12 protein-coding genes are annotated in these 12,385 nt (G+C 73.3%); 10 read left to right on the forward strand and 2 right to left on the reverse strand.

The annotated features are described in order from the left end of the window. Window positions 1-97 precede the first annotated feature (97 nt). On the reverse strand, window positions 98-637 hold the full coding sequence (locus DRB89_RS38805) for a helix-turn-helix domain-containing protein (RefSeq protein WP_112453001.1): 540 nt from the start codon (window positions 635-637) through the stop codon (window positions 98-100). A 28-nt stretch (window positions 638-665) separates the two neighbouring features. Further along, window positions 666-1,352, reverse strand: coding sequence for a DJ-1/PfpI family protein (locus DRB89_RS38810; RefSeq protein ID WP_112453000.1), 687 nt, complete (start codon window positions 1,350-1,352; stop codon window positions 666-668). A gap of 187 nt (window positions 1,353-1,539) precedes the next feature. Here DRB89_RS38810 and DRB89_RS38815 point away from each other — a divergent pair, with 187 nt between their 5' ends. The 10 genes from DRB89_RS38815 to DRB89_RS38860 all read left to right on the forward strand — a co-directional run bounded on the left by DRB89_RS38815 (window position 1,540) and on the right by DRB89_RS38860 (window position 12,384). Beyond that, window positions 1,540-2,892, forward strand: coding sequence for an aspartate aminotransferase family protein (locus DRB89_RS38815; RefSeq protein ID WP_112463660.1), 1,353 nt, complete (start codon window positions 1,540-1,542; stop codon window positions 2,890-2,892). A 311-nt stretch (window positions 2,893-3,203) separates the two neighbouring features. Then, window positions 3,204-3,890 carry a GntR family transcriptional regulator gene (locus DRB89_RS38820; RefSeq protein ID WP_112450815.1) on the forward strand — a complete coding sequence of 229 codons (687 nt, stop codon included), beginning with the start codon at window positions 3,204-3,206 and terminating at the stop codon, window positions 3,888-3,890. Next, complete coding sequence (locus tag DRB89_RS38825; RefSeq protein WP_112463661.1) at window positions 3,887-4,954, forward strand: hypothetical protein; 1,068 nt, start codon at window positions 3,887-3,889, stop codon at window positions 4,952-4,954. Before DRB89_RS38820 ends, DRB89_RS38825 begins: the two co-directional genes overlap by 4 nt. 321 nt (window positions 4,955-5,275) lie before the next feature. Next, entirely contained in the window at window positions 5,276-6,232 is a 957-nt protein-coding gene (locus DRB89_RS38830; protein ID WP_112463662.1) for a TauD/TfdA family dioxygenase, read from the forward strand. 41 nt (window positions 6,233-6,273) lie between these two features. Beyond that, window positions 6,274-6,831 carry an NADPH-dependent FMN reductase gene (gene ssuE / locus DRB89_RS38835; protein ID WP_112452889.1) on the forward strand — a complete coding sequence of 186 codons (558 nt, stop codon included), beginning with the start codon at window positions 6,274-6,276 and terminating at the stop codon, window positions 6,829-6,831. A gap of 115 nt (window positions 6,832-6,946) precedes the next feature. Continuing rightward, on the forward strand, window positions 6,947-7,978 hold the full coding sequence (locus tag DRB89_RS38840) for an ABC transporter substrate-binding protein (protein ID WP_112452890.1): 1,032 nt from the start codon (window positions 6,947-6,949) through the stop codon (window positions 7,976-7,978). A gap of 8 nt (window positions 7,979-7,986) precedes the next feature. Further along, entirely contained in the window at window positions 7,987-8,817 is an 831-nt protein-coding gene (locus DRB89_RS38845) for an ABC transporter ATP-binding protein (protein ID WP_112452891.1), read from the forward strand. Next, window positions 8,814-9,713 carry an ABC transporter permease gene (locus DRB89_RS38850; RefSeq protein ID WP_239516593.1) on the forward strand — a complete coding sequence of 300 codons (900 nt, stop codon included), beginning with the start codon at window positions 8,814-8,816 and terminating at the stop codon, window positions 9,711-9,713. Before DRB89_RS38845 ends, DRB89_RS38850 begins: the two co-directional genes overlap by 4 nt. A gap of 26 nt (window positions 9,714-9,739) precedes the next feature. Next, window positions 9,740-11,065, forward strand: coding sequence for an AAA family ATPase (locus DRB89_RS38855; RefSeq protein WP_112463663.1), 1,326 nt, complete (start codon window positions 9,740-9,742; stop codon window positions 11,063-11,065). Then, the gene (locus tag DRB89_RS38860; protein ID WP_112454294.1) at window positions 11,065-12,384 is read left to right on the forward strand and encodes a VWA-like domain-containing protein; all 1,320 of its coding nucleotides are present in this window, start codon (window positions 11,065-11,067) and stop codon (window positions 12,382-12,384) included. The genes DRB89_RS38855 and DRB89_RS38860 overlap by 1 nt, the downstream gene beginning before the upstream one ends. Window position 12,385 lies beyond the last annotated feature (1 nt).

A 12,385-nucleotide genomic window follows, 5' to 3' on the forward strand; every position in this document is an offset into this window, starting at 1 on the left:
GCGGTTCGGGAGGGCCGGGTGGCCGTGGCCAACCCCTGGCCCGATTCCCCGGAGTACCGGGAATCCCAGACCGCCTTCCGGCCGCAGCAGTAGCCAGCTAGGCGGAGCCGGCTTCGTCCGGGTCGGGCCGCAGGGTGTCCATGGCGGCCGACAGGCGTTCCAGGACGCGGACCGTCTCGGCGAAGCCGTCTTCGCCCAGGGCCAGCGCGAGGCGGTCGGCCAGCGACGCGTGGCCCGGGCCGATCAGCGCGACGGCTTCGCGGCCGGCCTCGGTGGGACACAGCAGCTTCGCGCGGCGGTGGGCCGGATTCGGGACGTACTCGGCGAGGCCCTTGGCGGCCAGCAGGTCGGCGATGCGCTGCACGCTCTGCCGGGTGATGCCCATGGACCGGGCGATGCCGGCCACGGGGAGGGGTTCGCGGAGCACGGCTCCCAACACCTGCCACCAGGCGGCGGTCAGGCCCGCGGGCCGCGCCAACTCCTCCGAGACGGAGAGGAACTGGCCGTTGAGGCGGAACACGCCGAGTGCGGTCCGGCTCAACAGGTCCTGCCGGACCCGGACCCGGACCCGGGCCGAGTCGGGCCCGTCCTCGCCCCGGCCCTGATCCCCGTCCGCCCCCGCCGCGTGCTCAGGCATCGGTGCGTGCTCGGGCAACGCCGCGCGCTCAAGCATCGCCCGACTCCGCCGCCGCCATCAGGACCGGGTACGCGCTCTCGTCCGAGTCGTGGAACAGCCGGTACCAGGCGTCGAGCACGTCCGGCTCGTACACGCCGAGGCGGGCGAAGACCTCGCGGGCGAACGCCACCGGCTCCGTCGGGCCCGCCGTGATCAGGTCGCCGTCGGTGACCGCATCGGCCTCGACGTAGTGGGCGGAGCCCGAGTAGCCCGGCTGGCCGCCGAGGTAGAAGGGGGCCGCGCTGGTGTGCGTACGCCCGTCCAGGACGCCCGCGCGCGCCAGCCCGGCCGTGGCTCCGCAGATCGCCGCGACCGGTACGCCGGCCGCCAGGAACTCGGCCGCCTTCGCCGCGAAGGGGGCCAACTCGTCGCCGGTGTCCCACAGACCGGCGCCGGTCAGGATGAGGAGCGAGGAGTCCTCCGGGCGCAGGTCGGACAGCGCCAGATCGGGCTGGACGCGCAGGCCGCCCATGGTGGTGACGGGCTCCCCGGCGGCGAGGCCGACCGTACGGACCTCGTGGCCGCGCTGGGTGAGGTGCGCGGTGGTGTGGCCCGTCTCCCAGTCGGCGTAGGTGTCGTAGACCGCGACGTGGACCGTGCGGCCGGGCCGCGGCCCCCCGGTCTCGCTCGTCGTGGTGGTCTCGGTCGTCGTGGTCTCGGACTGGGTCTCGCTCATCGTGCTCGCCTCCGGTGCCGTTGCCGTACCTCGCTGGGCCAACTCTATGACAGTAGACTGCCATATCGACAGGATGCTGTCAATCAATCCCCGCGCTCCCACCCCATACAGACTGCCGAGACCCGCACCCCACCCCCATACAGTCCGCCGATATCCCTCCCCACCTGCGGACTTCTAGCGTGAACGCATGACCCCTCACGTCACCTCGGGCGCCACCGTCAAGGCCGCCGACCGCGCCCACGTCTTCCACTCCTGGTCCGCCCAGGCCCTGATCGACCCGCTCGCCGTGGCCAAAGCCGAGGGGTCGTACTTCTGGGACTACGACGGCAAGCGCTACCTCGACTTCGCCTCCCAGCTGGTCAACACCAACATCGGCCACCAGCACCCCAAGGTCGTCGCCGCCATCCAGGAGCAGGCCGCCACGCTCTGCACCCTGGCCCCCGGTTTCGCCGTCGACGTCCGCTCCGAGGCCGCACGCCTCATCGCGCAGCGGACCCCCGGCGACCTCGACAAGATCTTCTTCACCAACGGCGGCGCCGAGGCCGTCGAGAACGCCGTCCGCATGGCCCGGCTGCACACCGGCCGCCAGAAGGTGATGTCCACCTACCGCTCGTACCACGGCGCCACCGCCACCGCGATCAACCTGACCGGCGACCCGCGCCGCTGGCCCTCGGACACGGCCGCCGCCGGCGTCGTGCACTTCTGGGGACCGTTCCTCTACCGCTCGCCCTTCCACGCGACGACCGAGGCCGAGGAGTGTGCGCGCGCCCTCACCCACCTCGCCGACACGATCGCCTTCGAGGGTCCGGCGACGATCGCCGCGATCATCCTGGAGTCGGTCCCCGGCACGGCCGGGATCATGGCCCCGCCCCCCGGCTACCTGGCCGGCGTGCGCGAGCTCTGCGACCGCCACGGCATCGTCTTCATCCTGGACGAGGTCATGTCGGGATTCGGCCGGACCGGCAAGTGGTTCGCCGCCGAGCACTTCGACGTCACGCCCGACCTGATCACCTTCGCCAAGGGTGTCAACAGCGGGTACGTCCCGCTGGGCGGCGTCGCGATCTCCGCCGAGATCGCCGAGACCTTCGCCACGCGCCCCTACCCGGGCGGGCTGACCTACTCGGGCCACCCCCTGGCCTGCGCCGCCGCCGTCGCGACGATCACCGCCATGGACGAGGAGGGCATCGTCGAGCACTCCGCCCACCTCGGCGAGAACCTGATCGGCCCGGCGCTCGCCGAGATCGCGGAGCGTCACCCCTCGGTCGGCGAGGTCCGCGGCCTCGGGACCTTCTGGGCGCTGGAACTCGTCCGGGACAAGGAGACGCGCGAACCGCTCGTTCCCTACAACGCCGCCGGTGCGGACAACGCGCCGATGGCCGAATTCGCCGCTGCCTGCAAGGCGTCCGGACTGTGGCCCTTCGTCAACATGAACCGGACGCACGTGGTCCCTCCGTGCAACATCACCGAGGGAGACGCGAAGGAGGGCCTGGCCCTGCTGGACGACGCCCTGACCGTCGCCGACCGGCACGCCCGCGCCTGACCGGCCCGGCCTGACCCACCGCCCCGCCCCACCGCCCCGCCCGCGGGCAGAGGCACCGCAGCGGCCCCGCGCGTACGGCCCCCACAGGGCCCGCGCGGGGCCGCACGCGTTCCTGCGCGTGCGTACGGGGCCTCGCCTGCTCCCCGGCCGCCCCCGGCGCGGCGCGTCCGCGCACGTTGAACGATCAAGGAAAGAGCGCTCTACCGTCCGGATAACGGATGCTAAATGCATATAGCGGCCATCAACCGATCGGTTTCAGCCGCTCCGGCTGGCTTAAGGTGTCCGAAGCCCACAGATGGAGACGGACCCCTATGTCAGGCAGCGGCGCTGTCAACCGCAACACACTTCGCCGGCAGATCGCGGACGCGCTGCGCGACGAGGTGCTCGCGGGACGTCTGCCGCCGGGCATGGAATTCACCGTCAAGCAGATCGCCGAGCAGTACGAGGTCTCCGCGACCCCCGTCCGCGAGGCCCTGGTCGACCTCTCCGGACAAGGCCTGCTCGACTCCGTCCAGCACCGCGGCTTCCGCGTCCGAGTCTTCTCCGTGGAGGATTTCCGGGGCATGATCGAGGCTCGTACGCTGATCGTGGAAGGGATCTTCCGCCGACTCGTGGAACGCGGCACCGCCCCCGGCACCGGGGAGCGGCTCGTCTCGGTGCGCCGTCGGGGGGAGGAGGCGCGGCGGGCCGCGCTGAGCGGCTCGCTCGAAGTGCTGATCGGCTACGACCTGCGCTTCTGGAGGGAGTTGAGCGGGCTGGTCGGCAACACCTACATCTCCGAGTTCCTGCACCGGCTCCGCGTGCAGTGCTGGGTCTTCGCGGTCCCGTACCTGAAGGCCCAACCGGACCTGCGCACCGGCTTGTGGTCCGGCCACAACGAACTGATCGACGCGGTCACCCGCGCGGACGCCGAGGAGGTACGCCGCCTCGTGCACGCGTACAACCAGCACGGTCTGGACTGGGCCGCGGGCCTGCGGCCGAAGGCGGCCGGCCCGTGAACGGCGAGAACGGCGTGACGGCCGACCACGCGGACCAGGCCGACCGCGAGGACCGCGCGGACCAGACGGGCAGCGCGGGCCGGCCGGCCCGGCCCCGGACGCCCTGGCTCGGTGACGTCGGCCTCTCCGTCGTCGTCCCCGTCCTCGGCGGGGACGACCGCATCGGCGGGACCCTCGCCGCCGCTCCCGGCCGGCTCGACGCCCTGCTCGGCACGGGGCCCGGCGCCTGGGAGCTCGTCGTCGTGGTCGTCGATGACGGCGACGGCCCGGCCGGTACCGTCCTGGCCGCGGCAGCCGACGAGCCGCGGATCCGGCTGGTCCGCCCGGCCGACCACGGCGCCGACCACGCCGCCGCCGACGAGCCCGACCACGAGCCCGGCCACCCCGCCGCGGGACATCCGCGCCCCGGCGGCAAGGGGACCGCACTGCGTGCCGGAGTGCTCGCGTCCGCCGGCCGGCGGGTGCTGATCACCGACGCCGGCCTCACGACGCCGCTCGACGAGCTGGCCCGCCTGGAGCGCGAGCTGGACGGCCCGGATCCGGACGGCGCCCCCGCCGCGGTCCTCGGCCGGTCCGGGAACCGCCTGGTCCGCGCCATCGGCATCCCCGGCATACCGGGCTTCCGCGCCGACACCTGCGGCTTCGCCCTCTTCGACGGCGACCGCGCCCGCGCCGCCTTCGGCGCCTCCACCCTCGACGGCCCCGCCATCGACGCCGAGGTCCTGCGCTGGATCCGCCGCCAGGGCTGGCACGTGGCCGAGGTCCCGCTGAACCGCGCCCCCGGCACCGCAGACCCGGCCCGCACCGCAGACCCGGCCCGCACGTTTTCGGCCGTGGAGGAGGTGGCCCGAACGGGGGAAAGCGCAGGTCGCGGCGGGTGTGGGCAGGGTTGTGGAGGGTGCGGGACGCGGGGTCGTACGGGGTTGACCCGGGTCGGGGGCGCTGGCAGTCTCCGGGACATGTCCGCGAACGAGATCCTCGCCCCGCGGCTCCGCACCCCCGGCTCCTGTACCGCGCCGGGCGAGTGTCAGGGCCGCTGTCCGGCCCGCCGCCGCCACGCCTGAGAGGCGCCGCCCCGGCGCTCCGCCGGCCGCCCGTTCCCGTTGACGCCCGCTCCTTCCCGTCGATCCCCTCGGACCCGGGATCCTCTCGCGGTGTCGCGGGTCGCCCCCTGTCGGACGGTTCCGTTCCGGTCGAGTCCGTTCCGTTCCGGTCGAGTCCGATCCGTTCCGGTCGGGTCCGATCCGGTCCGGTCCGTCGCGTGGTGATCCGCCCGGCCGCGGCCTGCCACCGCCACCACCTCAGCCGTCTCCACCCGCACCCCCGCGCCGCCCCCCTTCGCTCACCTTCATTTCTTCCGCTGCGGAAATAAACAAGGAGCCATCATGACCACCGCCACCCGCACCGACATCACCGTCACCAAGATCGGCGGCCGCATAGGCGCCGAGATCGGCGGGGTCCGCCTCGGCGGCGAGCTCGGGGCCGAGGACGTCGCCGGCATCAGGGCCGCGCTGCTCGCCCACAAGGTCGTCTTCTTCCGCGGCCAGGACCACCTCGACGAAGACGGCCACGAAGCCTTCGCCGAGCTGCTCGGCGCCCCCGTCGCGCACCCCACCGTGCCGTCCGCCGACGGCCGCTACGCCCTCGGCATCGACTCCCACCACGGAGCCCGCGCCAACCAGTGGCACACGGACGTCACCTTCGTCCCCGCCTACCCCGCCTTCTCCATCCTGCGCGCCGTCACCATCCCCCCGTACGGCGGCGACACCCTGTGGGCCAACACCGCCACCGCCTACGACAGCCTCCCCGAGCCGCTGCGCGCCCTGGCCGACAGCCTGCGCGCCGTGCACTCCAACGAGTACGACTACGCCGCCCTGCGTCCCGACGCCCTGCCCGAGGCGCTCGCCCAGTACCGCGAGGTCTTCACCTCCACCACGTTCCTCACCGAGCACCCGGTGGTCCGCGTCCACCCCGAGACCGGCGAGCGCACCCTGCTGCTCGGCAACTTCGTCCAGCGGATCAACGGCCTCACCGGCCGGGACTCGCGCCTGCTCCAGGACCTCTTCCAGGCCCACATCGAGAGCCCCGAGAACACCGTCCGCTGGCAGTGGCAGGCCGGCGACGTCGCCATCTGGGACAACCGCGCCACCCAGCACTACGGCGTCGACGACTCCGACGACCACGAGCGCACCCTGCGCCGCGTCACCGTCGACGGCGACGTCCCGGTCGGGCCGGACGGGGTCCCGTCCCGGCTGATCAGCCCGGAGACCGTGCCCGACCCGTCCTTCGGCATCGCCTCCGGAGCCTCCGCCTCCGCCTCCGCCCCGACCTCCGCCGCCTGACCCCGCCCGAACCGCCCGCCCCGCCAGCCAAGGAGCGCTCCGTGCCCAAGCTGCTCGCCCTCACCGGCAGCCCGTCCGTCCATTCCCGTACCGCCGTCGTCGCCGACCACGTGCTGCGCCGGCTGAACCACGCCGGGTTCGAGACCGCGCACCTCTCCCTGCGCGAGCTCCCCGCCGCCGACCTGCTCTCCGCCCGCCGCGGCGAGCCGGAGATCCGGCGGGCCCTCGAAGCCGTCGCCGAAGCCGACGGGGTCGTCATCGCGACCCCCGTCTACAAGGCCTCGTACACCGGACTGCTCAAGGCCTTCCTCGACCTGCTCCCGCAGGACGGACTGGCCGGCAAAACGGTTCTCCCGCTGGCCACCGGCGGCAGCCTCGCGCACGTCCTGACCATCGACTACGCCCTGCGCCCGGTCCTCGCCGCGCTCGGTGCCCGGCACGTGACCGCCGGCCGTTTCGTCCTGGACTCCTCCGTCGAGCGCGGGGACGGCCCCGACCGGCTGCGGCCCGAGGCCGAACTGGACCTCTTCCAGGCCGTCGACGAGTTCGCCGAGGCCCTGCGCGCCGCCCAGGCAGCCGTGCTCACCACCGCGCACTGACCTCCGTACGGACCAGCCGGCCCGTCAGCCCGCCAGTCAGCCCCGTCAGCCCGCCCGTCAGACCCGACCGAACCCACCAGTGCGACGCGCCCGACCGGATCGACAAGGAATCGCCATGACCGCAGCCTTCACCACGACCCGCACCTCCCGACGCCAGTTCCTCACCCTGCTCGGCATCTCGGCGGCCGCGGTGAGCTGCGGGACGGCGACCGCCACCGGCGCCCGCGGCAGCCAGGTCACCTCCCTGAAGTACCAGGGATCCGTCGGCGCGGTCACGCTCCCCGAACTCGCCGCCGAACTCGGCTACCTCGCAGACGTCACCCTGGACTGGGTCGGCAACACCATCAGCGGCCCCCAGGACATCCAGTCCGCCGCCACCGGCCAGACCCACTTCGGCGGCGCCTTCAACGGCGCGATCGTCAAACTGGCCTCCAGCAAGGCCCAGATCAAGGCCGTCACCTCCTACTACGGCTCCGACAAGGACACGTACCTCGGCTACTACGTCCTGGAGGACAGCCCGATCCGCTCCGCCCGAGACCTGATCGGCAAGAAGGTCGGCATGAACACCCTGGGCGCCCACGCCCAGGCCCTGCTGGACATCTACCTGGAGCGCAACGGCGTCCCCAAGGCCGATGCGGCCAAGGTCGAGTCCCTCGTCGTGCCGCCCGTCAACACCGAACAGGCGCTGCGGCAGAAGCAGATCGAGGTCGGCGTCCTCAGCGGCGTGCTGCGCGACAAGGCCCTGGCGGCCGGCGGCATCCGCCCGCTGTTCAAGGACTTCGAGCTCCTCGGATCCTTCAGCGCGGGCTCGTACGTGATGACCCAGCGCTTCATCAAGGAGAACCCGGACACCGTGCGGGCCTTCACCACGGGCGTCGCCAAGGCCATCGAGTGGTCCCGTTCCACCCCGCGCGAGGAGGTCATCGCCAAGATGACGGAGATCGTCAAGAAGCGCGGCCGCAACGAGGACACGGCGACCCTGCAGTACTGGCGCTCGTACGGGGTCGCCGAGCCCGGCGGCCGGATCGCCGACAAGGAGTTCCAGCTCTGGATCGACTGGCTGGGCGAGCGCGGCGAGGTCAAGAAGGGGCAGCTGAAGGCCGCCGACCTCTACACCAACGAGTTCAACGGATTCGGGAAGGGCTGAGGCGCGCCATGGCGAAGATCGTGTTCGAGTCCGTGACGAAGACCTTCCCGACGAAGGACAAGAAGAACAAGAAGAACAAGGAGCAGTTCACCGCCCTCGACGGCATCGACCTGGAGATCGCGGCGGGCGAGTTCCTGGTCGTCGTGGGCCCCAGCGGCTGCGGCAAGTCCACCCTCCTCGACCTGCTCGGCGGCCTGACCCCGCCCACCTCCGGCCGGATCCTGCTCGACGGCAAGCCGGTCACGGGCCCGGGACTGGACCGCGGCATCGTCTTCCAGCAGTACGCGCTGCTGCCGTGGCGCACCGCGCTCGGCAACATCGAATTCGGCCTGGAGGCCACCGGCGTACCGCGCCGCCTGCGGACGGCGAGGGCCCGGGAGTTCCTCGACCTCGTCGGTCTCACCGGCTTCGAGGACCGCCATCCGCACGAGCTGTCCGGAGGGATGCGCCAGCGCGTCGCCATCGCGCGCTCCCTCGCCTACGACCCGGACGTGCTGCTCATGGACGAGCCGTTCGCCGCGCTCGACGCGCAGACCAGGGAGTCCCTCCAGGACGAACTGCGCCGGATCTGGCAGAGCACCGGCAAGACGGTCGTGTTCATCACGCACGGCATCGAGGAGGCCGTGTACCTCGGGCAGCGGGTGGCCGTCATCACCTCCCGCCCCGGGCGGGTCAAGGAGGTCGTCCCGGTGTCGTTCGGCGACCGTTCCGCCGGGGCCACCGGAGAAGACCTGCGCTCCAGCCCGGAGTTCGCCCGCTACCGCCACGAGATCTGGACCCTCCTCCACGACGAGGTGGCCCGCGCCCAGCAACTGGAGAAGGAGGAGGCCACGGTATGAGCACCACAGTGGAGTCGGCGCAGGTCCAGGAGGCCCGGGTCGCGGAGCCGCCGGTACGCGATCCCGCGCCCCCGGCGGTACGGGAGCCCGCGCGGCCCCCCGTACGGGTGCCGGCCGCGGCCCTGGCCCTGCGGGTCCTGCGCGTGCTGCGGGCGGTGGCGCTGCGCTCGGCCGCGATCCTCGCCCTGCTCGCGCTCTGGGAGACGGCGCCGCGGCTGGGGCTCGTCGACGCGACGTTCCTGCCGCCGGTCAGCGAGGTCGCCACGGCGTGGTGGGGGCTGCTGGCCGACGGACAGCTCGGCGAGCACACCCGGGCCAGCCTGGTCCGCTCCTTCGGGGGCTTCGGCATCGCGGTGCTGGTCGCGGTGCCGCTCGGACTGCTGATCGGCTGGTACCGGCCGGTGGCCGCGCTGCTCGGGCCGCTGCTGGAGGTGTTCCGCAACACGGCGGCCCTCGCGCTGCTGCCGGTGTTCGTGCTGCTGCTGGGCATCGGGGAGACCTCCAAGGTCTCGATCGTCGTGTACGCCTGCGTCTGGCCGATCCTGCTGAACACCATCAGCGCGGTGGGCAACGCCGATCCGACGCTGGTGAAACTGGCGCGGTCCATGGACCTGTCCACGCCGAGGCTCTTCCAGAAGGTGATCCTGCCCGCGTCGGTGCCGGCCATCTTCACGGGCGTCCGGCTGGCCGGGGCCGTCTCGATCCTGGTCCTGGTGGCCGCCGAGATGATCGGCGCGAAGGCGGGCCTCGGCTACCTGATCAACGCCTCGCAGTTCAACTTCGCGATCCCCCAGATGTACGCGGGCATCGTCACCATCTCCGCCATCGGGCTGGTCTTCAACCAGGTCCTGGTCGCGATCGAACGCCGCCTGAGCGTCTGGCGCGTCCCGTCCTGACCCGGCGTCCCACCCGCGTCCGCCTCATGGAGGGCGACGGCCGGGAGACCGGCGCGCACTTCCTGCCGGGCAGTTTCGACGTCGTGCTCTGCCACGGCGTCCTCATGTACGTGCCCGAACCGGACGCCATGCTCGCCGGGCCCGCCCGGATGCTGGCCCCCGGCCGGCTGCTGGCCCTGCTGCGCGACACGACCACCGAACCCCGCCCCGACACCCAGTTGGAGGCCCTGACCCTGGCCGTGGCCGCGGACCTGCCCGTACTCCTGTGGGGCGAGCCGGGCATCGGCAAGACCGCGGCCCTGACCCAGCTCGCCGCTTCCCTGGACCTGCCGTTGACCACGGTGATCGCCAGCGTGCACGAGCCGTCCGACTTCTCCGGCCTGCCCGTCATCGGGGACGACCCCGCCGAGCAGGGCGTCCCGATGGCACCGCCGGACTGGGCGGTGCGCCTCGTACGGGCCGGCCGGGGACTGCTGTTCCTGGACGAGCTGTCCACCGCGCCGCCGGCCGTCCAGGCCGCCCTGCTCCGCCTCGTACTGGAACGGCGGATCGGCGCCCTGCGGCTGCCGCCCGAGGTACGGATCGTCGCCGCCGCCAATCCGCGGTCCTCGGCGGCCGACGGCTGGGAGCTGAGCCCGCCCCTGGCCAACCGGTTCGTCCACCTCCAGTGGACCCACGACCCCGACGTGGTCGTACGCGGCCTCGGCGGGACCTGGCCCACGGCGACCCTGCCGCTGCTCGACCCTTCGAGGTTGCCGCAAGCCGTGGCCTTCGCCCGCCGCGCGGTGTGCGGGCTCCTCACCGCCCGCCCCGAGCTCGTCCACCGGCTCCCCACCGGCGAGGCCCGCCGGGGCGGCCCCTGGCCGTCGCCCCGCAGCTGGGAGATGACGCTGTCCCTGATCGCCTTCGCCACCGCGGCCGGCTCCTCCCGCGAGGTCCTCTCCCTCCTGGTCAGGGGCACCGTGGGCGACGGTCCGGGGTTGGAACTGCTGGCCGGCCTGGACCGGATGGACCTCCCGGACCCCGAGGTGCTGCTCGCCGACCCAGCGAGCGCCGTCCTGCCCGAGCGCGGGGACCTGCGCCAGGCCGTGCTCGACGGCGTGGTGGCGGCGGTCCGCAAACGCCCGGAGAAGTCCCGGTGGGAGGCGGCGTGGGCGATCCTGGCCCGGGCCATGGAGACCGGGGCCCCCGACCTGGTGGTCGTCCCCGCGACCACGCTCGCCGCGCTGCGCCGCGAGGACTGGGACGTCCCCGAGTCGATCGAGCGGCTCTCCGGAGCCGTGGCCCTGTCCCGGCGCGCCGACCGGGTGGCGGCCCGGTCCATGGCGGGCGCGGCGAACGGCGGCCGATGATGCCGGACGAGACGGGGACGCTGGACCGGACGGGGACACCGGACGGGACAGGGGCACCGGACGGGACGGGGACACCGGACGGGACAGGAACGCCGGACGGGACGGGTGCGCTGGACCTCGGCAAACTCTTCACCGCCCGCCTGCACGCCGTCCGGGTCCGGCCCTACCTGGCCACCGCACTCTTCGCCCTGCACGTCGTGGAGTCGCGGCGGGTGCCGACGATGGGCGTCGACCGGCACTGGCGGTGCTACGTCTCCCCCGCGTTCGTCGACCGCACCCCGGTGGAGGAACTGGCCGGGGTGTGGGTGCACGAGGTGTCCCACCTGCTGCGCGACCACCACGGGCGCAGCGACCGGGTCGCCCGGGCCCGCGGGCTGACCGGCCCGGGCGAACGGCTGCGGATGAACATCGCCGCGGACTTCGAGATCAACGACGACGTGTTCGGCGACGGGCTGGTCCGGCCCCCGGACGCCGTGGACCCGAGGCACGTGGGGCTGCCCGAGGGGGAGCTCATGGAGGACTACCTGCGCATGTTCGGATTCGGTCCGCACACCCAGCACCTGGCCTGGCTGGACTGCGGCAGCGGCGCCGACGGCCTGGACCGGGAGTGGGACCTGGGCCCGGACGGCGCGTACGGCCTCAGCGCGCAGGAACGGGACGCGGTCCGCTTCCGGGTGGCGCAGGGCATCAGGGGCCGGCCGGGCGACACCCCCAAGGGATGGCGGCGCTGGGCGGAGGAGGCCTTCCACCCGCCGCAGCCGTGGCGGGAGCTGCTGGGGGCGGCGGTGCGCTCGGCGACCTCGGGTTCGGGGGCGGGCGAGGACTACACGTACGGGCGGCCGTCGCGCCGCTCGGCCGGGCTGCCCGGCGTGGTCCTGCCGAGCCTCCGGCGCCGGCCGCCGCGCGTCAGCGTGATCATCGACACCTCCGCGTCGGTCAGCGACGCGGAGCTGGGCAGCGCCCTGCACGAGGTCGCCGCCATCTCCCGTGCCGTGGGCGGCCGCCGGGACCTGATCACCGTGGTGCCGTGCGACGCCGCCGCCCGGATCGCGCACCCGCTGGCCCGGGCCGAGGGGATCCCGCTCCTGGGCGGTGGTGGCACGGACCTGCGCGCGGGCTTCGCCAAGGCGCTGCGGAGCGGCCCGCGCCCCGACGTCATCGTGGTCCTGACCGACGGGCAGACCCCCTGGCCGGACAGCCGACCGCCGTGCCGCACGGTGGTGGGCCTCTTCCGGGGTTCCGAGTCCTGGGACGAGGACAATCCCGACTACGTCCCGGACTCTCCGCCCGCGTGGGCCCGGGTGGTCGACATCGGCTGAC

It is taken from the genome of Streptomyces sp. ICC4 (assembly GCF_003287915.1).
Lineage (GTDB): Bacteria > Actinomycetota > Actinomycetes > Streptomycetales > Streptomycetaceae > Streptomyces > Streptomyces tritrimontium.